Genomic DNA, 18,919 nt, shown 5'->3' with positions numbered 1-18,919 from the left:
ACGGTTTCCCGACATCTGCGGAAAGCGAGGGCCGGGCCCCAAAATCCTCGCCACAGGATGAAATCACGAACTGCGGAAACTCTGTTGAAAACCTGTGGAAAATGAGATCATCTACCGAAGTGCGAAGAGAATACGAACCCGTTCGAGATCATCACTGATGTCCGTTGCCCAAATCGATGTAGCTCTGGACAAACCTCTGCCGCAGAATCCCGAGGCGGAGCGGAGTGTCCTCGGGTCGATTCTGATCGACAACCACGCCTATTACCGAGTGATCGGAACCATCGACGAGAACGACTTTTATCGCGATGCGCATCGCGTGATCTTCAGCGCGATGACGATTCTCGCAACCGGGAGTCGTGAGATCGACATCATCACGCTCAAGGAGGAGCTTCTCCGCCGGGGCAAGCTCGATCAGGCTGGCGGCCCGGCGTACGTCTCGTCGCTCGTCGACGGAATCCCGGACGTGGCCAACGCCGAGCGTTACGCCCGGATCGTCAAGGAGAAGTCGACTCTGCGGCGGCTCATCCTGATGGGCAACAAGGTGATGAAGGCCGCCCTCGATGCACCTGGCGAGTCGAATGACGTCCTCAGCATCGCGGAGAAAGACCTCTACGAAATTGCGCAGGAGGGTGCCGAGCGCGGCTTTGCGCGGCTCGATCAGATCACCCGGTTCAACATGGAGGCGATCGAGCAGCTCTCGAAGAACACGCGGCTCGTCACCGGTATCTCGACCGGCTACGCCCGCTTCGACGAGTTCACCTCCGGGTTCCAGAAGCAGGATCTGATCATCCTTGCGGCTCGGCCTTCGATGGGAAAGACCTCGTTCATGCTCAACATGGCGGAGGCGATGGCGGTTCCTCCGAAAACCGGTTCGCGCGAAACGCATTCGGTCGGAATCTTTTCGCTGGAGATGTCGAAGGAGCAGATCGGACTTCGCCTCCTTTCGTCCGTCGCAGGCGTCTCGTCCCAGCTGATCCGCGCCGGGATCCTCTCGGAGAAGAACTGGCAGTCGCTCGCCGAGGCATCGGCACGACTGGCACGCTCGCCGATCTACGTCGACGATACGGCGATCATCGACACGCTCGAGATGCGGGCGAAAGCGCGGCGGCTGAAGATGGAGGTTGGACTCGACATCGTGATGGTCGATTACCTTCAGCTGATGTCGGGACGAGGGAAGATCGAATCGAGAACCCAGGAGATCTCGCAGATCTCGCGCGGGCTCAAGGCGATCGCCAAGGAGCTCGACGTTCCGCTCCTCTCGCTGTCTCAGCTTTCCCGCCGGCCGGAGCAGCGAACCGGCGATCACCGGCCGCAGCTTTCGGATCTTCGCGAGTCGGGATCGATCGAGCAGGACGCCGACCTCGTCTGCTTCATCTATCGCGACGAGGTCTACCACAAGGACACCGAGGACAAGGGGATCGCCGAGATCATCATCGGCAAGCAGCGAAACGGTCCGATCGGTGACTTCCGGCTCGTCTTCCGGAACGACGTGACCCGGTTCCTCAACTACGAGCCGGACACCCACGCTCTTCCGGCGTAGCCCGGAATCGGAGCGGAGTCACTCGACCCAGACGATCGCAACGCGTTCGATTCTGGTGGCACTCGGGTCCGCCTGAAGCGAGACTTCTTCGATCGAGCTCGATTTCCTGCTGATCTCCTCGAGCAGCTGCTCGCGTTCCCGTCGCCATGTTCGTTCGTGCTGGAGCAGCTTGTCCCAGGCGTCCGACTCGGTGTGATCGCCTTTCACACGGGTCGCTGGCCGCCCCTTGAGAATGTCGACGATGATCTGGCCCCATGGGATCGGCTCCTGCCGCTTCTGGCTCTCGGATTCTTCGCCGTCACTTTCAGCCTCGGCGCGCTCCCGGTCGTAGCGCTCGCGGACCTGATCGATCCGCAGGCGAAGGGTCGCCTCGAGTCGCGACAGCTCATCCTCCGCGGCCGCGGTCGCAATCTCCCGGCATCGTGCTTCGAATGCGTCACGAGACTCGTCGGGCTCGGAAAATATGTCGAGCTCCGGGTTGTAGAAAAGGGGAAGGCGGGACCTCTCGAGGACCATCTCGTGCGCATTGGGACCGATCTCCTCGACCGCATGATGCGCGGCCCGGACCGTCCGCGCGTCCGGCGAAGATCCTCGCGAAGACGTCAGTTCCGCCCGGTTCTTCAGAGTTGAGGCATCCTGCCAGACGAGCGATTCCCTCGCTTCATCGATCGGAACGAGCCACGTGCGAAGGATCGAGTGAACCAGCCCCTTCCGGCTCTCGTCGAAGACCACCCGGGCATCGACCAGCGCAAATGGCCGGACAGCCTGCTCGCCCGCCTCGGCGTACCAGAGCTCGTCGACGAGGTCGCCACCGGGCCGGATGCTCCACGATTTCCGCGGACGCGATGCAAGCGAATCGTCGGGCGAGATCAGCTCGACACCATACGGAACCGGAACCAAATCGAGCGTCTCTCCCGGCGCGCGCCCGAGCGCCCGAACGACCTTCTTTCGCTTTTCGGGGTCGACGATCATCACGACGCACCCGCCGCCGCCTGCTCCGCAGACTTTCGCACCAAAAGCGCCCGCTTTCAGGCCGGTCTCGATGATCCGATCGACCTCGGGGGTGCTCACCCCCTTGAAGAGCGTCCGCCGGTTCTCCCACTCCTCGGTCAGAAGCCGGCCCGCTCCCTCCAGATCGTGGCTCTCGAATGCCCGATCCATTGCATGCGCCGTCGCTGCGATCCGCGCCATCCCCTCCCACACCGCCCGATCCCCGTCGATGTGTCGCTTGTAAATCTCCCAGTTGTTGGTTCCCGAGAAATGCGAGACACCGCTGTAGTGAACGATGAGCGAGCGGCCGAGATCCCCGAGCGGGAAATCGAGCGCCGTGCGCGAGACGCCGCCCGCTTCGAGCCTCAGAGTGGACAGTCCGCCGTAAACCGGAGGGTAGTAATCCTGAATCCCTGCGGGGATTCCGAGCATGCGCGTCTCGAGATCCCGCACAGTGTGAATGAGCTGCTCCCCCTCGAGCGGGTCTCCCGCAATTTCCGAGAGCGCCCGGGCGATCGTGATCGCAAGAGCCGACGAGGCACCGAGACCCGAACCGCGCGGCGCTTCCGACCGCGTGGCGATTCTCACCCCCGTCATCCGGAAATGCTCGAGCACCGTGTAAATCAGCCGGACCGCCGGATCCTTCGAGACGTCGGTCAGCGATTCGTACTTCTGGCGGTAATCGGTATCCAGAAGCGCGATCTCGATCGCGGAATCGCTGAGGGTCGTGACCTCACATTCGACGTGCCGGGAGATGGCCACGTTGATCGTCCGGGCACCCGGATGAAAAACGCTGAGCGGCCACAGGTCGAGCGTACCCCCGGCGAGATCGGCGCGAATCGGCGCCCGCACCAGTAACTTAGTCATCGAGTCGCTATGGAAGCGAGATGGGTGCCTTCGAGCTCGTCGCCCGGCTCGACCGGTCGGTCGAGTACCGGAAGCAGTTTCTCGACTGAAGCCAGAAATGTCGCGAGCTGCCTGCCACTCAGCGGATCCGGCGTCACCGAGCGAAGCTCCAGCGGATTGATGAAGCGGCCGTCCTGACGAACCCGGTAGTCGAGATGCGGCGCCGTGGCCAGCCCCGTCGCGCCCACGTAACCGATGACGTCCCCCTGCTCGACCTTCGTCCCCTTCCGTATCCCATCGGCAAATCTCGAAAGGTGAAGATAGTAGGTCTCGGTCTTCAGATTGTGACGGACCCGCACATAGTTGCCTTCGCCGCGACCCCTTCCGACGAATGTGACGACGCCCGAAGCCGTCGTCATCACCGGGGTTCCCGTCGGTGCCCCGTAGTCGATCGCAAGGTGAGGCCGCCAGGTCTTCAGCACGGGATGAAAACGCCGCTTCGTATATCCCGAGGTGATCCGGGGCGCTTTCAGCGGCGCTTTCAGAAACTGCTTCCGAACCGGGGATCCGGTGCGCGTGTACCACCCCTCGACCTCACCCGGCCCTTCCCCTCGAAATGCTTCGTAGGTCACACCCTGGTGGTGAAAGAGAGCTCCGTCGATCCGCCCCCAACCGGAGGGCTCCTCTCCGGCAAACTGTCGCTCGACGACGAACCGGAACCAGTCCCCTCTCTGGAGTCGAAAGAAATCGATGTCCCACTGAAAAACTTCGTACAACGAGTCGATCAGCGCCGGAGAGGCCTCCGCCGCGATCAAGGCGTCATAGAGCGTGGTGTCGATCGTCGCTTCGACGAGAACGTCCCGGCTCCACTTGACCGCCTCCTTTGCCTCGACCCGGAAATTGGTTCCCTCCCGCGATCCGACGATCTCACCCCAGCCACGAACCCGGAGTGTCACCGCGTCGACGCGGTCGTCTGCATCGTAAGCGAAACGGAGCTGCTCGCCGATGCGAAGCCTGCGCGGATCGAAGATATCCGTGAGTCCGTCCGCGATCTGAACAATCTCCGCCGGCTCGAGTCCCCCGTCGCGGAGGATGCCGTCGAGCGTGTCGCCCTCTCCGACCTCGATGACTCGCTCCAGCGCCGGCGGAGGCGGCGGCAGATCTTCGAGTGACGCCAGCCGGATCGGAGGCGCTCCATCGTAGGGGTTGGTCGAACTTACAACCGGCGGCTCATCCGGCTGGAACGCGATCAATATGACCACGACCGGGATCAGAAGTGTCGCGAGGACAAAATAGTTGCGTGAGGTCCCGGAGCTTCTCCCGGGCGCTGCTGGACGCCTTCGAATCCGCTTCATCCACACCCCTTCGAAGTTCGTTTGACGGCTGTTGAGATTCTAACAGATCCCGGAAGCGCTATAATTGGAAGCCGAGGAGGTTCCTCAATGATGAACGCACGTTACCTGATCGCTGCCGCGCTCGCCGCTTTGGTCACCATGTCGGCCGATGGCGGGATCCATTACGAATTCCATCAGGTGAAATCGTCGAGCACCCCGGGGGCGAAGCCGGTCATTCTGATCGGGGCCGCCACGATCGACGGTCCGAAAAGCCGCGTCGAGGTTCGCGAGGGATCGAGCTCCGGCGTCGGCCAGTATGTCGTCACGACCAACGGCGGTACCGAATACGCCGTGGTCAACCCCGAGAGCCAGTCCTACACTGTCCGGCACAGCGGCGAGGTCGCGCAGGGCGTTCAGGCGCTCGGTGTCACCGTGCGGAACATGAAGATCGAGCAGGAGTATCTCGGCAGCGGACCTCAGATCGCCGGCTACCCGACCGAGCACTACAAGATCACGGCAAACTACGACGTCGCCGTGAACGTCGGGGACCTTTCCCTCGAACAACACGTCGTGGCCACGATCGAGAAATACACGACGCTCGCATTCGGCGACGTGGCACCCGCATTTTTCGGCGCGCCTCCGACGACCGGAAACAGCGAGATCGATCTCCTGATCGAGGCGGAGACGACGAAGATTCCGGGGTTCCCCCTCAAGCAGGCGATCACGGTCGTCTCGACTCTCGACGAGAGCGCTCTGCCGCAATCTTCGCTGATTCAGGTCCAGCCGTCCCGTCAGCGACGGACGGAGATGACGGTGACGGCGATCGGCCGGGTCGATCCGAAGCCCGGGCTGTTCCGAATTCCGGTCGAGTTCGAGCGTCTCGACAATCCGATGCAGTGATGTGCGAACGAACGCATCCCTTGCGAATATATCGAATCTGATATATGTTCGGTATGGATGGAGAAGCCACTGGTCTGGCTGCACGGAGAGGTAAAGAGCCCGCCCTTCTCGAAACAGGCGCGTCTTGAAGCGGGCTTCCTGCTTCGGCGACTCCAGCGCGGAGAGGTACTGGGGATGCCGGAGTCGCGACCGATGCCAGGGATCGGACGAGGGTGCCACGAGCTGCGGCTCAATGACCAGCGACGGGCTTGGCGGTTGGTGTATGCCGTGGAAGCCGATGCAATCGTGATTCTCGAAGTGTTCGAGAAGAAGACGCAAAAGATGCCCAAGCACGCGATTGATTCCTGCAAAGACCGTCTGGCGCGCTTTCGGCGCGCTATACGTGATGGAGAGGACTGATGAAGGCGAACAAACGAACCGCGCTGGAGAAGAATGAATGGACGATCGGCTCTGCCGAAGACTTCCTCCAATTGTCCGCAGACGAGCAAGCATTCGTCGAGGTGAAGCTGGCTCTGGCTGACGCTCTTCGCAAGCGTCGTCAGCGGAAAAATCTCACGCAGGCGGAGGTGGCAAGGTTAGTCGGTTCGAGCCAGCCACGAGTTGCGAAGATGGAAGCAGCTGACAGCAGCGTCACGGTTGACCTGATCGTGCGCTCTCTGTTCGCGATCGGTGCGACACCGAAGGATCTCGCGAAGGTCATTGCGCGCACACCCTGATCGACCCGCAAATTATCGCAATGCGAACGAGATCCTCGGAGCGAAGACCGTCTCGCCGTCGACGGTAAACGTCCCTTCCGCCACCGCGCGATTCTCCTCCGTGTCGGTCGTGACCTTGAGGAAGAAGACGCCGCGCTCGCTGGTGCTGCTGACCTCGGCGGTTCCGTCAGCTTTCAACGTGAAGCTCGGCGCGGCGAGGATTTCGTTCGTCGTCGCGTCCTTCAGCTCCGCAACGCAGGTGGCGATCTGATCTGCGTCTACGCTCGTGGTTACGGTCAGCTCGAAGGAGCCCTCTTCCGAGCTGCTCGTCAGAGCGGCAGTACCGGCGAGAGAGTTGCTGGCTATCAAAGCTGCGAGGGCGAGGATGGGGAGGGCTTTTCTCATCGGCAAACCTCCTGATCAATTCCGGCGTCCTGACAATTGTCGCATGAAGCACCTGCGTTAGCGAGGTACCTCTAGTTCAGATTGCGACGAACTCGTATTCGCCCGTCGACGGGCTCACCACGATCGCCTCTCCGGTCTCGTACCACGCCGGAAGCACTGCGACGCGCGCATCTCCGGCATCGAGCTCGAGCTTGTGGTGAAAGTGACCGAAGACCACCACGTCGTAGCCCTCGCTCGAGCGCTTCCGGCCATACGCCTCCATCAGCTCCACCGGCAACCGGCGCTTGTGCTTGAAGTTTTTCGTCCGGAGCTTCTTCTCCACCCGATCGACCAGACGCCTCGCCGCCTCTTTCGGCCACAGCCGGACCGCGAGTTTCATCACCGGATTCTTGGAAAAGTGCCGCCAGAAGCGGTACGGCCAGTCGCGGTCGTTGATCATGTCGCCGTGTATCAGAAAATAGTTCCGTCCGCCCGACTCGAAAGTCGCTCGCGTGCAGACGGCGCTCACGTAGTCCTCAGCGAACGAGCCATGCACGAAGAAATCGCGGTTCCCCTCGATGTAGTGCACTTCGATCCCTTCGTCCCGGAGCTCCCGGAGTTTGTCGAAGAAACCCTGCACCGAGGAGGTTCGGAACTTCTCGTCGCCGATGAAGTAATTGAAGACGTCGCCGTTGAGATAGACGGCCGCCGGACGATGAGCCTTCAGCCGGTCGAGCCACTCGACGATCCGATTCTCCGATCCTTCCCCCAGACCGATGTGCGAGTCTCCGATGATCACCCGGGACCCCGGCTCGATCATGAGTGCTCCTTCATCGCCTGTTCGAATATCGCAAGAGTCTCGCGATCGAAAAGACAGAAGATGATCTCGTCGATCTCGCCGCTCCTTTCGCCGACTTTTTTTGCTTCGTCCAGCATCACGGGAGCCGCCTTCTCCTTCGGATAGCCGTAAATGCCGGTCGAGATCGCGGGAAACGCGACCGTCCGGGCACCGAGCCGCACAGCGACATCGAGAGCACTCCGGACCGCGGAGCGGAGCTTCGCCTCCTCGTCGCCGTCCCCCCATACCGGCCCGACCGCGTGGATGACCCACTTTGCCGCAAGATTGCCGGCGCTGGTCGCTTCCGCCGAACCGGTCGGCACACGACCGATTGCATCGCTCTCCCTCTGGATCACAGGACCTCCCGCTCGCGAGATCGCGCCCGCGACTCCCCCGCCATGCTGGAGCGACGTGTTGGCCGCATTCACGATGGCATCCACCTCGAGCGTCGTGATGTCCCCCGTCATCAGAGTCAGCTTCACCGTCACAACTCCACTTTGAGATTCGCCCGCGGATTATTCCCGTAGGCCTGCTCGAGCGTCTCCACCGCTTTCTGCTGGTTTTCGTCGAGCCCGGTCGGAACCACGACCCGCACGCGATAGTAGTGGTCCCCGGTATTCTTTCCGGACGCTACCCCTTTGCCGGTGATCCGGAAGGTCTGTCCCGCCTCGGTCCCTGCCGGAATCCTGGCGCGAACGGGACCGTGAATCGTCGGAACTTCGATCTCTCCTCCCCGGATCGCTTCGCCGACCGTGACCGGAAGCTCGACGTGAATGTCATTGCCCCGCCTCTCGAAAAAGGGATGCGAACGGACGTTGACACGAAGCAGGAGGTCACCCGGTTTCCCTCCGTTGGCGCCGGGCGAGCCCTTCCCGGCCACTCTGATTTTCTGCCCGTCCGAGATCCCCGCCGGGATCTTCACCTTGACCGTCTCGGGTGTCATGACGACTCCGGAGCCTCCGCAGGCAGGGCAGACGCTGTCGCCCAGGTGCCCGAGACCTCCACAGCGGGAGCATTCGGCCTGGCGCTGCATGGTGAGCGCGATCGTGGTCCCTTCGACGGCATCCCTGAAATCGAGGGTCGTCTGCGCCTCGACGTCCGTGCCGCGACGCGCCTGCTGACCGAATCCACCGGCCCCTGCTCCGCCACCGCCGAACAGGTCGGAAAAGATGTCGCGAAAGTCGCCCGACTCCGGGCTTCGCCGTCCCGTACGGCGGGTCCGTCGCGCCCCTCCGCCTCCGCCGAAGAGATCGAAGTCGACCTTCCATGCGCCCGGCCCGCCCCACTGCGCTCCTCCTCCGCTCCCGAAGTCGAACGCTTCCTTCCCGACCCGGTCGTACTGAGCACGCTTCTCCTTGTCGCCGAGAACCGCATATGCCTCCGACACTTCCTTGAATCGAGCCTCGGCGGTCTTGTCGTCCTTGTTGACGTCGGGATGGAACTTTCTGGCGAGTTTCCGGTACGCCTTCTTGATCTCCTCGTCACTTGCGTCCTTCTTCACACCGAGCACGTCGTAGTAATCGCGATCAGCCATCGGTCCCCTCGTCAGGCAAATGCCCTGCCGTGACCCGCCGCGAGCTCCGCGGAGGCGAAGTCGTGAGCCATGGAGACGAATCCAGCGACCATCCAGAGCGCCGCGGCGGACGAGATGACCACATTGATCAGCCATCCGGCGAGTCCCAGGATCACCGAGAGCACGAGAATCGCCGGCATCATTTCCGAACTGAAGGTCACTGCCGAGCCTCCCACGCCGGCCCCGAGCGAGATGAGCGCCATCACGACCACGAGGACGAGCGTGTTCGCCGGCTCCCTGACGATGAGATCGAGAGCACTCTTCGAAGAGGCGATGACACCGAGGTCATCTGCAACCGCCCGAGCGACGGCCAGGTGAGACCAGGCGCGCGAAAAAAATGCCACGATCACAGTCAGCAAAAGCCAGATCCCGCCACCCGCCAGAAGGATGACCAGCAGCCGCTCATCTCCCGAGCTGGTGAAAGCGAGAAGGAGGAGCGGAACGATCGGAACCAGAATGATCAGCGCGCTCAAGCCCCACACGATGTTGTAAATCAGGAAGACTTCGAACCAATACTCCTTCGCCGCCGTCCACCACTCGCTCAGGCTGAAGGTCCTCGGCCGGACGTCGTACGACAGCTCATTGCTCGAGCCCATTCGACCCTCGCCGGCAAGATAGATCCGGACGATTCCGGAGATCACCATGGAGTGAATGACGAGCGCCACCGTGCCGACGACGAGCACCGCCACGAAAATCCCGAGCAGAATCAGCGGATTCTCGAAGACCGCGACGTACATCTGAAGAATCGACTCGAGAAACTCGTCGACGCTCGCGGATGCCTTCCACTTGCCGTACCCGAAGACGATGACCGGAAGGAAAATCACGGCGAACAGCACGAGCGACTCGATGCTGGCGATCAGGATGAGCTGCCAGTTTCCCAGCAGGTTCTCCAGCCCGCGACGCGTATAACGGAACGCCTTCATATCATCCGGCTTCGGCTCTTCCGGTAATCGTCTCCCTGAACGACCACCGGCGTCGTCATCTCCCAAAGCCGGCTCCGCAGCCGGGCACCGATGCGATCGGCGAGCGCTTCTTCGCGCTGCGTCTCGTCGAGATAGTTGGAAGTAAAGATCGTCGCCAGATTCTCGTTGTACCGCGTATTGATCACGTAATAGAGGGTGTCCTGAACGAAGTTGGTCGGCTTCTGCGAGCCGAGCTCGTCGAGAACCAGCAGATCGGCCTGGAGAATCGGCGCCAGCAGCTCGGACTTGGTCGGGACGTCATCGGACTCGAACGACGCCATGATGTCCTGAATCAAATCCTGGAAATTGCGAAAGATGACCTTGCCGGGCTTGTCCGTGCGAATGATCTCGGTCAGCGCTGCGACCGCGAGATGCGTCTTTCCCGTCCCGCACCCTCCCATGAACAGCAGGCCCCGGTCGCTGTTCGGCCACAGATCGACGAACTCCCGAGTCATCGAGAGAGCACGCTGCAGAGTGGCATTGCCGCGGGGGTAGAACCCTTCGAGCGTGCAATGGACGTATCGTCTGGGAATCGATGCGGATTCCATCCGCTGTCCGAGGCGCAACGCTCTCTGACACGTGCACGGCTTCGACTCGAAGGTACCTTCGACGATGCGCCAGCCGGAGCCGTCGCACTGCGTGCATTTTTCCGCGACCACGTCCATCTGATCGATCTTACACCGCTACCGGCTCGCCCGGCTGCCACCTGGAACGGGCGGGCTGACGAAGAGGACTGGACGTTTCGCCGCGAAGGAGCTTCCGCCACCCCGCAAACGCGATCATCGCGCCATTGTCGGTACAGTAGACGCGCTCAGCGACACGCGGCACATGGCCCTTCTCCTCGCACCATTGGGTAAAGCGGGCTCGGAGCTCCGAGTTCGCCGCCACACCTCCCGTCAAGCCGATCTCGTGCGGCTCCGCATCTCCGACGATCCGCTCGAGCCGGTCGATCAGCTGGTCACACACCGCCTTCTGAAACGATGCGCAGAAATCGGCCAGATCCGCGTGTTGTTCCTCGCGGGGAAGGTCCTGATCGACGAGATCGAGCTCGCGCGCGAGACGGATCGCGTTCGCCTTCAATCCCGAAAAAGAGAAGTCCGCCGAGTCATCCTTGAATCGTGGCAGCGCAAACTTGAACCGGTTCGCATCGCCATCTTTCGCGATCCGATCGACGTGAGGGCCCCCCGGATACGGCAGCCCGATGAACTTCGCCACCTTGTCGAAGACCTCGCCGGCCGCATCGTCGCGGGTCCGGTTCAGCATCCCCACCCGACCGTCAGCCATCCGGTAGATCGACGAGTGCCCTCCCGAAACGACGAGACTGGTCAGTGTACGGGGAACCTCCAGCGCCGCCTCCCCCCTCCGCAGCCACGCCGAGAAGAGATGACCCTCCAGGTGGTTGACTGCCACCAGCGGCTTGCCAGAGCCGTAGCAGATTCCCTGCGAGGCCGCGACTCCGACCAGAAGCGCGCCGATCAGGCCGGGGCCGGACGTCACGGCGACACCCTCGATCGATTCGATCGAAGCCGAACCTTTCTCCAGAACATACTCCACCATGCCCGGCAAAGTCCTCAGGTGCTCCCGGGAGGCGATCTCCGGGACGACCCCGCCGAAGGGGCGGTGTTTCGCCACCTGAGACGCAATCTCGCTCGCGAGGACTCTCCCGTCGCGCGCCACGAGCGCAACCGAGGTCTCGTCGCATGAAGTCTCGATTCCGAGAAGGGGTCCGTTCGTCTCCATCCTGAGGTCTCCAACACGACTCGATCGTCGGCAAAATCCGCCGGAGCCGTCCCGCCGCTCACCACGATGGACATTCCGGCCTGTCCCTCGCGACTTTTCCGCCGATATAATTCGCCTCTCGTGCGTCACGGCCAGCCCCGAGCGCCGTGAATCCCCGAAACCCGAGTCGAGTCGATGTCCGAGAGTGAACTGCCCAAGCGATACGAGCCGGAGACGTTCGAGCGTCGCTGGTATGACTACTGGAAAGAGCGAGGCCTCTTCACTCCGGACGGAGAAGGTGAGCCGTTCAGCATCGTCATCCCGCCCCCCAACGTGACCGGACGTCTCCATCTCGGCCACGCTCTGGTCAACACGCTTCAGGACGTCCTGGTGCGCTGGAAGCGGATGTCGGGATTCGACACGCTCTGGATCCCGGGAGTCGATCACGCCGGCATTGCGACACAGATGGTGGTCGAGCGAGAGATCGCCTCCGAGGGGAAGACACGCCACGATCTGGGAAGGGAAAAGTTTCTCGAGCGCGTGTGGCAATGGAAAGAGGAGCATGGCGACGCGATCGTGAGCCAGCTCGAACGGCTCGGTGTTTCGTGCGACTGGACCCGGTCGCGATTCACACTCGACGAAGGCCTTTCGCGCGCCGTCCGCACCGTGTTCGTGCGCCTCTTCGACGAGGGCCTTATCTATCGCGACACCGCGATGATCAACTGGTGCCCCCGATGCATGACCGCCATCTCGGATCTCGAGGTCGAGCACCGGGAAACCTCCGGCAGCCTCTGGCACATCCACTATCCTCTGGCGGACGGCTCGGGACGCGTGACCGTCGCGACCACGCGGCCCGAGACGATGCTCGGGGACACGGCCGTAGCCGTTCATCCGGACGACCCACGCTACTCGGGACACATCGGAAAGACGGTTCGGCTTCCTCTGACCGACCGGGAGATTCCGGTGATCGCGGACAGCATCCTCGTCGACCCGGAGTTCGGGACCGGCGTCGTCAAGATCACTCCGGCGCACGACAGAAACGATTACGAGGCGGGGCGCCGCAACGGTCTGCCGATGATCGACGTCATGGCGCCGGACGGAAAGATGAACGCCGCTGCCGGAAGCAGCTTCGAGGGGCTCGACCGGTTCGATGCCCGGAAAAAGATCGTCGAGGAGCTCGAGAGCCTGGGGCTGCTCGACCAGGTCGAGCCCCAGACGCACTCAGTAGGCCGCTGCTCGCGATGCGACTCGATCGCCGAACCGCGAGTATCGACGCAGTGGTTCGTGAAGATCGATCCGCTCGCACGCCCCGCCATCGAGGCGGTCCGTACGAAACGGATCGAGCTCATCCCGGAGCAGTGGGAGAACACGTACTTCGCATGGATGGAAAACATCCACGACTGGTGCATCTCCAGACAGCTCTGGTGGGGGCACCGGATTCCGGCATGGTACTGCTCGTGCGGCGAGATGATCGTGGCTGTCGACGAGCCGGAAGGCTGTCCGAGCTGTAAGTCCGGCGAGCTGCGCCAGGACCCCGACGTCCTCGACACCTGGTTTTCCTCCGGACTCTGGCCGTTTTCCACGATGGGGTGGCCCGAGAAGACTCCCGATTTCGAGCGCTACTACCCGACGAGCGTTCTCGTGACCGGTTTCGACATCCTCTTCTTCTGGGTAGCCCGGATGATCATGATGGGTCTTCATTTCACGGGAGAGCGACCCTTCGAGAAGGTCTTCCTTCACGGGCTCGTGCGCGACGAGCACGGCCAGAAGATGTCGAAAACCAAAGGAAACGTGATCGATCCGCTCGAGGTGGCGGACGAGTTCGGCGCCGATGCGGTCCGGTTCACGCTTGCGATCCTCTCGACGGGGCGGGACATCCCGCTCGCCAGATCGCGCATGCAGGGCTACGCGGCATTCGCGAACAAGATCTGGAATGCCGCGCGTTTTGCTCTGATGCATCTCGGGGACGGAGCCGAGCGGGCTGCCGGCTTTCCCGACGCCGCGAATCGCGATGTCCTCGACCGATGGATCATCGCGCGGCTCAACACGACGACCGGGCTGGTCAACGACTCGCTCGACCAGTTCCGCTTCGACGAGGCCGCCAATCACCTCTATCACTTCTTCTGGCACGAGCTCTGTGACTGGTACCTCGAGATGTCGAAACCGGTCCTCTTCGGCAAGGCAGGAGACGAGCGTAAGAAGGCGCTCGCGAAGCAGGTTCTCGCTGAAGTCCTCGATCGCTCGGTCCGCCTCCTCCACCCCTTCATGCCGTTCATCACCGAAGAGATCTGGCAGAAACTCGCCGAGCGGGAGAGCTCGATCATGGTCGACGAGTATCCGCGCTACGACGCGAGTCTCGAGGACGGTCTCGCCGTACGCTGGATCGATGCGGTCCAGCAGATCACGACCCTGATCCGCAACGGGAGGGTCGAAAGAGGACTCTCGCCGGCCGAGCGCGTCAGCCTTTTCGTGAAGGCTGCGGGAGAGGACGCCGCCTTCATCGAATCCCATTCCTGGCTCCTGAGCGATCTCGCAAAACTGGAGTCCGTCGAGATTGTCGACCACTTTCCCGGAGAAGGACTGAAGGATGCGGTCGGTCCCTTCGAGATATCGATCGAATTTCCGGCAAAGCAAGTCAGCGCCGGGCAGATCGCGAAACTCGAAAAGCAGATCGAAGGTCTCGAGAGGGAGATCGCCAACACTCGTGCGAGACTCTCGGACGACAACTTCATCTCGAAAGCACCCGATCACGTCGTCGAAGAGTCGCGCCGGAAGCTCGCGGATTACGAATCGCGGCTCGAGACGCTTCGGGATAACCTGACGACGTGACGATTGACGTTCATGCACTCGGGGAGCGGCTCGGTTCCTTCGAGTCGATCGTTTTCATGAATCGAGCGATCTCGACGCTCGACATCGCGTCCGCGGTCACCGAAGAATGCTGCGACGGCGAGATCGACTCGCCGATCGCGATTCTTCTCGCCGGCGAGCAGACTGAGGGGAAGGGGCGTGACGGCAGAACATGGAGATCTCCCCGCAATCGGGGCGTCTGGGCGACGCTGATGTTTTCCACCGAATCATCGAAAGCACATCTGATCCCGCTCGAGATCGGCATCGTGACCCAGACGTTCGTCGAGTCGCAAGGGGTTACGGGAGCAGGACTGAAGTGGCCGAATGATCTCATCGCCGATGGCTCGAAACTCGCCGGAATCCTCATTCGGGGCCGTGTCAATGGGGACCTGACTCTCGTTTCGGCGGGTATCGGGATCAATGTCCTCCCGCTCGGTGAGGATCGTCTCAACGCGACATCGATCGAGGAACTGACAGGTGAGACACCGAACCTCGATCAGATACTCGAAGCGTTCGTTCTTCACTTCGATCGATGGCTAGGATCGCTCGATCTCAGCTCGACTCTCGAAAACTGGCAGAAGCGGACGATCCATCGTGACGGAGACGAGGTGCGATTCCGGAGAAACTCCACCGACCTGAGGGGTCTGTGGCGAGGCCTCGACTCCAATGGACGCGCTCTCGTCGAGATCGACGGCACACGGACGGCAGTCGCCTCAGGAGAGTTCATCGAGTGGCGCACGCCGGGGCACGAGGAGTCCGCGTGATGGGCGATCTCCTCGTCATCGATGTCGGTAACACCAACATCGTTGTCGGTGTATGGAGGGGTGACGAGCTGCTCCGGTCGCATCGGCTGGCGACCGTGCGCGATCGGACCGTCGACGAGTACGGCATCCTGACCCGGCAGCTTCTCGCCGATCTCGCCGACGGAGTCAGCGGGGCAATCGTCAGTTCGGTCGTTCCCCCGGTCGACGGGATCATCGAATCGATGCTGCAGAAGTTCTTCGGGCTCGAAGCGTTCTTCGTGCGGCCCGGCATCCGCACCGGTATCGCCATCAAGACCGAGAATCCTCTCGAGCTCGGAGCGGACAGGATCGTCAATGCCGTCGCTCTCTGGCACGAGTACGGCGGTCCGTCGATCGCCGTCGATTTCGGAACGGCGACCACTTTCGACATCGTCTCGGCGGAGGGCGATTACCGGGGCGGGATCATCGCCCCGGGTCCCAACATTTCGTTCGAAGCGCTCTTCGCCCGCGCCGCGAGACTTCCCCGCGTGGAGTTCCGCCGGCCGGACCAGCTGATCGGAACGAGCACCGTGACGAGCATGCAGTCGGGAATGTATTTCGGCTATCTCGGACTCGTCGACGGCATTCTCGAACGAATCGTCTCCGAAATCGGGAAGGTCGAGGCGATCGTCGCGACGGGCGGCGTCGCTTCGGACTTCTCCTCCGACAGCCGCTTCATCCAGAAGGTCGATCCGGAGTTGACGCTGAAGGGTCTGAAACTGATCTGGGAGCGCAATCAAGGCCCGAACAGAAGGCGTGGCCGGCCGGCAAAAGGAGCACCGAAGTGAGAGCTCACCGTTTCCGGCCGATCTTCATGATGGCTGCCGTGGCACTCTTCAGCTCCCCCGCTTTTGCGGCGCAGGTGGTCAGCACCGACGCCGCCGTGGTGACCGATTCCCGTCACGCCACCAGCGCCGCCCTCCAGGTCCTTCGGCAGGGGGGGTCCGCGGCGGACGGTGCGGTCGCCGCGGCATTCGTTCTCGCGGCGCTCGATGGCCAGGCCTGCAACCTCGGCGGGGGCGGTGTGTCGCTCCATTACGAGCGCGACACCGGACTGATTCGCGCCCTCAACTTCCTCGGCGAGCCTTCGAATCCTCAATTCGATCCCGAGGGATCCGGCTATTCGAACAGGGTCGTCGTTCCGCGCTTTCTCGACGGCCTCGCGATTCTTCAAGAGAAGTTCGGCCGGCTCGACTGGCAGACTCTGCTGCAGCCGGCGCTGAACATCGCATCCGAACAGCGACTCGAAGAGCTGGCAAGTCTGCTCGATTCCATCTCGAAAGACCGCACCGGCCGTGGCCGAAACGCCATGAAAGAAAGGCTCCTCGGATGGTCGGCCACACAGAAAATCGCCCTCGCCCGGCGGGATTTCGATGAATCATCGACGAGCTGGGAGGCGCCGATCCGGATCGACTACGGCAGTTACGAGGTCTGGTCGGTTCTCCCCCCGGGGGGCGGCGGTCTCGTCTTCGCGGAAACCCTCGGAATCATGGCGGGATTCGATCTCGGGCTCGATCCTCGCTCGACCAGATTCACTCATCTGGTCGCCAAAGCGACCGCGGCCGCGATGCGGGACAATGCCTCGGCGAATCCCGGACCTCAGGCGACCTCGCGCGTTCCGGTCGCGACCTTGCTCTCCAGCGAGCACCTCGCCGAGGCTCGCCGGGGCGTCGAGCGCCGCGACTCCGTGATTGCACCTATGGCCGGCACTGCACTGATCGAATCGTCGACGATCGTGGTCACCGATTCGAGGGGAGATATCGTCACCTGCGTGTGCGCGCGACGAACGGAGTCGGCCATTGATCCTTTTCGCGGTCTTTCGATCAGCACGATCGACTCCACATCGAAGCCGCTGTGGACTCTTCCGATGATCATTCTCGACGCAGGGGCGCCATGGGTCGCCGGCGGTGCCGGCGATGCCGCACACGGGCTTCAAACGATGGTCACGATCCTTTTCTCTCTGGTACGGGGGGTTGCGCCATCCGAAGCCGTGGCGGCTCCGCGGTTCCACTGGGATCTCGACCTCGGACAGCTCATGTACGAAAGGGAGCTCGTTCCAATCGAAACGGTCGATGAGCTGAACCGGCTCGGGCTGGGGGCACTCCCCTCCGAAGACCCGTTCGAAGCGATCAATCTTCTGGTCTGGTCCGGAGAGGGGTCGATTCTCGCGCTGGCCGACCCTCGAGGGGAAGGAGCCGCCGGTGGGTACTGACCGCTCCCGGATCAAGAGGGACGCCGCGGTTGCGGCGGCCGCGCTGATCGAGTCCGGCATGCGTGTCGGGCTCGGAACCGGGTCCACCGCCGAGCTCTTCGTCGAGGCTCTCGCCAAGCGAATCGAGGCGGGGGAGATCGAGAACATTCACTGCACCGCGACTTCGAACCGAACCGAGGCGCTCGCGAGGAGTCTGGGAATCGAGTGCACAGATCTCGGGTCGCTCGGGTCACTCTCGATCACGGTCGACGGCGCCGACGAGATCGATCCCGAGCTCCGTCTCATCAAGGGACTCGGCGGTGCGCTGCTTCGCGAGAAGATCGTGGCGCAGGCGAGCGAACGCATGGTCGTGATCGCGGACGACTCGAAGCTGGTCGAAAGGCTCGGCCGAGGAGTGCTGCCCGTCGAGGTCGTACGATTCGCACACGGCAGGCTCGAGAGTCTCTTCGAGCTATGGGGATTCGCTCCTTCGCTGCGCAAAGGCTCCGGCGGCGATCCCTTCATCACCGACGAGGGTCACATCATTCTCGACATCCGGATTGGCGCGGAGGACGCGGGCGAAATCGCGGACCGGCTCCGCCACGTCGCGGGGGTCGTCGAGACCGGCTACTTCGGAAAGGAAGCCACTGACGCCCTGATCGCGTCGGAAAGCGGGATCCGGAAGATGTTAAGGCCCTGAAGGTTGCCGGCCGACCACGACCTCGGCTCGCCAGATCCCCCCCTCTCGGTGAATCGCAACCACCGAGCTGAATGGCCGGCCGATCTGTTTGTCTGGCTTCGTGTCGAAGATCGCATGAAGAGGCGTCGGGTCCTCATAGTGCCAGACGAGCTCGGCCCTTCCGACATCGGGCCGCTCTGGATGGCGCTCGAAGGCGCGCACACCGTCGAAGACCCTCTTTGCAATGCGCCCTCGCAGCGCCTCTCCCCTCGCACTCGGAACGAGCCCGAGAATCTCGCGACCGGAACCGGTGAGCTCCGCCTCGAGCGATCCTTCCTCGGAGGTGCCGGTTCGAGTCAATACGACGAGCCCGGCATCCTCCATCTTTTCGAGCGTCGTGATGGAAAGTCCGTCGAAGTCGTCACGGGGAGAACGCGGACTCCAGCTCACCCTGCGCGGAACTTCCGCATAGACCGGTTCGGAGTCATGGACCGATCCCATGATCACCCGCTCGGCGATCGATGCGGTAAGCTCCGGCTCGACTCTCTCCCCCGAACAGGCAGCAAGGAACAGAAGAAGGCCCAGGAAGAGACCTCCCGCACGATTCGTTGTCAGGCTGGCCGGACACGGTCGCTTCAT

19 protein-coding genes are annotated in these 18,919 nt (G+C 62.5%); 9 read left to right on the top strand and 10 right to left on the bottom strand.

Annotation, left to right across the window (positions count from 1 at the left end; all coding sequences use genetic code 11):
• Nucleotides 1-157: 157 nt before the first annotated feature.
• Complete coding sequence (dnaB, locus tag KY459_06620) at nucleotides 158-1,540, top strand: replicative DNA helicase (protein ID MBW3564382.1); 1,383 nt, start codon at nucleotides 158-160, stop codon at nucleotides 1,538-1,540.
• 18 nt (nucleotides 1,541-1,558) lie between these two features.
• Here dnaB and KY459_06615 read toward each other — a convergent pair whose 3' ends face one another.
• Together KY459_06615 and KY459_06610 are read right to left on the bottom strand one after the other, a co-directional pair.
• Complete coding sequence (locus KY459_06615) at nucleotides 1,559-3,397, bottom strand: hypothetical protein (GenBank protein MBW3564381.1); 1,839 nt, start codon at nucleotides 3,395-3,397, stop codon at nucleotides 1,559-1,561.
• The gene (locus KY459_06610) at nucleotides 3,394-4,731 is read right to left on the bottom strand and encodes a peptidoglycan DD-metalloendopeptidase family protein (protein ID MBW3564380.1); all 1,338 of its coding nucleotides are present in this window, start codon (nucleotides 4,729-4,731) and stop codon (nucleotides 3,394-3,396) included. Before KY459_06610 ends, KY459_06615 begins: the two co-directional genes overlap by 4 nt.
• Nucleotides 4,732-4,821: 90 nt before the next feature.
• On the opposite strand from KY459_06610, the gene KY459_06605 reads away from it, so the two are divergent.
• Genes KY459_06605 through KY459_06595 form a run of 3 tightly spaced genes read left to right on the top strand, consistent with a single transcriptional unit; the run spans nucleotide 4,822 to nucleotide 6,326 of the window.
• Nucleotides 4,822-5,610: a hypothetical protein gene (locus KY459_06605; GenBank protein ID MBW3564379.1), complete on the top strand. Its 789-nt coding sequence runs from the start codon at nucleotides 4,822-4,824 to the stop codon at nucleotides 5,608-5,610.
• 57 nt (nucleotides 5,611-5,667) lie between these two features.
• Nucleotides 5,668-6,009 carry a type II toxin-antitoxin system RelE/ParE family toxin gene (locus KY459_06600; protein MBW3564378.1) on the top strand — a complete coding sequence of 114 codons (342 nt, stop codon included), beginning with the start codon at nucleotides 5,668-5,670 and terminating at the stop codon, nucleotides 6,007-6,009.
• A complete protein-coding gene (locus tag KY459_06595; GenBank protein MBW3564377.1) occupies nucleotides 6,009-6,326 on the top strand; it encodes a helix-turn-helix domain-containing protein in 318 nt (105 codons plus the stop codon). Before KY459_06600 ends, KY459_06595 begins: the two co-directional genes overlap by 1 nt.
• 12 nt (nucleotides 6,327-6,338) lie before the next feature.
• Here the strand turns inward: KY459_06595 and KY459_06590 are convergent, their stop codons facing one another.
• From KY459_06590 to tsaD, 7 genes are all read right to left on the bottom strand, one after another.
• The gene (locus tag KY459_06590; protein MBW3564376.1) at nucleotides 6,339-6,710 is read right to left on the bottom strand and encodes a hypothetical protein; all 372 of its coding nucleotides are present in this window, start codon (nucleotides 6,708-6,710) and stop codon (nucleotides 6,339-6,341) included.
• Nucleotides 6,711-6,786: 76 nt separating this feature from the next.
• Nucleotides 6,787-7,509, bottom strand: coding sequence for a UDP-2,3-diacylglucosamine diphosphatase (locus KY459_06585; GenBank protein ID MBW3564375.1), 723 nt, complete (start codon nucleotides 7,507-7,509; stop codon nucleotides 6,787-6,789).
• Complete coding sequence (locus KY459_06580; GenBank protein ID MBW3564374.1) at nucleotides 7,506-7,994, bottom strand: macro domain-containing protein; 489 nt, start codon at nucleotides 7,992-7,994, stop codon at nucleotides 7,506-7,508. The genes KY459_06585 and KY459_06580 overlap by 4 nt, the downstream gene beginning before the upstream one ends.
• Nucleotides 7,995-8,011: 17 nt before the next feature.
• Nucleotides 8,012-9,061, bottom strand: a complete 1,050-nt coding sequence (locus KY459_06575; GenBank protein ID MBW3564373.1) for a DnaJ domain-containing protein — start codon at nucleotides 9,059-9,061, stop codon at nucleotides 8,012-8,014.
• A gap of 11 nt (nucleotides 9,062-9,072) precedes the next feature.
• A complete protein-coding gene (locus KY459_06570; protein MBW3564372.1) occupies nucleotides 9,073-10,023 on the bottom strand; it encodes a hypothetical protein in 951 nt (316 codons plus the stop codon).
• Nucleotides 10,020-10,727, bottom strand: coding sequence for an ATP-binding protein (locus KY459_06565; protein ID MBW3564371.1), 708 nt, complete (start codon nucleotides 10,725-10,727; stop codon nucleotides 10,020-10,022). Before KY459_06565 ends, KY459_06570 begins: the two co-directional genes overlap by 4 nt.
• Nucleotides 10,728-10,737: 10 nt before the next feature.
• Nucleotides 10,738-11,802, bottom strand: a complete 1,065-nt coding sequence (gene tsaD, locus KY459_06560; GenBank protein MBW3564370.1) for a tRNA (adenosine(37)-N6)-threonylcarbamoyltransferase complex transferase subunit TsaD — start codon at nucleotides 11,800-11,802, stop codon at nucleotides 10,738-10,740.
• 174 nt (nucleotides 11,803-11,976) lie between these two features.
• Here tsaD and KY459_06555 point away from each other — a divergent pair, with 174 nt between their 5' ends.
• From KY459_06555 to rpiA, 5 genes are read left to right on the top strand one after another with little or no spacing between them, the layout of a single operon-like run.
• Nucleotides 11,977-14,610 carry a valine--tRNA ligase gene (locus tag KY459_06555; protein MBW3564369.1) on the top strand — a complete coding sequence of 878 codons (2,634 nt, stop codon included), beginning with the start codon at nucleotides 11,977-11,979 and terminating at the stop codon, nucleotides 14,608-14,610.
• Nucleotides 14,607-15,392: a biotin--[acetyl-CoA-carboxylase] ligase gene (locus KY459_06550; GenBank protein ID MBW3564368.1), complete on the top strand. Its 786-nt coding sequence runs from the start codon at nucleotides 14,607-14,609 to the stop codon at nucleotides 15,390-15,392. The genes KY459_06555 and KY459_06550 overlap by 4 nt, the downstream gene beginning before the upstream one ends.
• Complete coding sequence (locus tag KY459_06545; protein MBW3564367.1) at nucleotides 15,392-16,198, top strand: type III pantothenate kinase; 807 nt, start codon at nucleotides 15,392-15,394, stop codon at nucleotides 16,196-16,198. The genes KY459_06550 and KY459_06545 overlap by 1 nt, the downstream gene beginning before the upstream one ends.
• Nucleotides 16,195-17,622 (top strand): gamma-glutamyltransferase, encoded by a 1,428-nt coding sequence (locus KY459_06540; GenBank protein ID MBW3564366.1) that lies wholly within the window; start codon nucleotides 16,195-16,197, stop codon nucleotides 17,620-17,622. Before KY459_06545 ends, KY459_06540 begins: the two co-directional genes overlap by 4 nt.
• Nucleotides 17,612-18,301 (top strand): ribose-5-phosphate isomerase RpiA, encoded by a 690-nt coding sequence (gene rpiA / locus KY459_06535; GenBank protein MBW3564365.1) that lies wholly within the window; start codon nucleotides 17,612-17,614, stop codon nucleotides 18,299-18,301. Before KY459_06540 ends, rpiA begins: the two co-directional genes overlap by 11 nt.
• Here the strand turns inward: rpiA and KY459_06530 are convergent.
• On the bottom strand, nucleotides 18,290-18,919 hold the full coding sequence (locus tag KY459_06530) for a hypothetical protein (protein ID MBW3564364.1): 630 nt from the start codon (nucleotides 18,917-18,919) through the stop codon (nucleotides 18,290-18,292). The two genes, rpiA and KY459_06530, sit on opposite strands and share 12 nt — an antisense overlap.

This window comes from Acidobacteriota bacterium (genome assembly GCA_019347945.1).
In the GTDB taxonomy this organism is placed as follows: Bacteria; Acidobacteriota; Thermoanaerobaculia; order Gp7-AA8; family JAHWKK01; genus JAHWKK01.
The sequence above is the reverse complement of the archived record's forward strand: the minus strand, read 5'-3'. Positions and strand labels throughout refer to the sequence as shown.

Coding starts and splice junctions, on each gene's coding strand:
- KY459_06585 (MBW3564375.1), bottom strand. CDS start 7,509: ATGATCGAGCCGGGGTCCCGGGTGATCATCGGAGACTCGCACATCGGT.
- KY459_06555 (MBW3564369.1), top strand. CDS start 11,977: ATGTCCGAGAGTGAACTGCCCAAGCGATACGAGCCGGAGACGTTCGAG.
- KY459_06565 (MBW3564371.1), bottom strand. CDS start 10,727: ATGGACGTGGTCGCGGAAAAATGCACGCAGTGCGACGGCTCCGGCTGG.
- KY459_06600 (MBW3564378.1), top strand. CDS start 5,668: ATGGAGAAGCCACTGGTCTGGCTGCACGGAGAGGTAAAGAGCCCGCCC.
- KY459_06570 (MBW3564372.1), bottom strand. CDS start 10,023: ATGAAGGCGTTCCGTTATACGCGTCGCGGGCTGGAGAACCTGCTGGGA.
- KY459_06615 (MBW3564381.1), bottom strand. CDS start 3,397: ATGACTAAGTTACTGGTGCGGGCGCCGATTCGCGCCGATCTCGCCGGG.
- KY459_06610 (MBW3564380.1), bottom strand. CDS start 4,731: ATGAAGCGGATTCGAAGGCGTCCAGCAGCGCCCGGGAGAAGCTCCGGG.
- KY459_06575 (MBW3564373.1), bottom strand. CDS start 9,061: ATGGCTGATCGCGATTACTACGACGTGCTCGGTGTGAAGAAGGACGCA.
- KY459_06545 (MBW3564367.1), top strand. CDS start 15,392: ATGGGCGATCTCCTCGTCATCGATGTCGGTAACACCAACATCGTTGTC.
- KY459_06590 (MBW3564376.1), bottom strand. CDS start 6,710: ATGAGAAAAGCCCTCCCCATCCTCGCCCTCGCAGCTTTGATAGCCAGC.
- KY459_06605 (MBW3564379.1), top strand. CDS start 4,822: ATGAACGCACGTTACCTGATCGCTGCCGCGCTCGCCGCTTTGGTCACC.
- tsaD (MBW3564370.1), bottom strand. CDS start 11,802: ATGGAGACGAACGGACCCCTTCTCGGAATCGAGACTTCATGCGACGAG.
- KY459_06595 (MBW3564377.1), top strand. CDS start 6,009: ATGAAGGCGAACAAACGAACCGCGCTGGAGAAGAATGAATGGACGATC.
- KY459_06580 (MBW3564374.1), bottom strand. CDS start 7,994: ATGACGGGGGACATCACGACGCTCGAGGTGGATGCCATCGTGAATGCG.
- KY459_06530 (MBW3564364.1), bottom strand. CDS start 18,919: ATGAAGCGACCGTGTCCGGCCAGCCTGACAACGAATCGTGCGGGAGGT.
- dnaB (MBW3564382.1), top strand. CDS start 158: ATGTCCGTTGCCCAAATCGATGTAGCTCTGGACAAACCTCTGCCGCAG.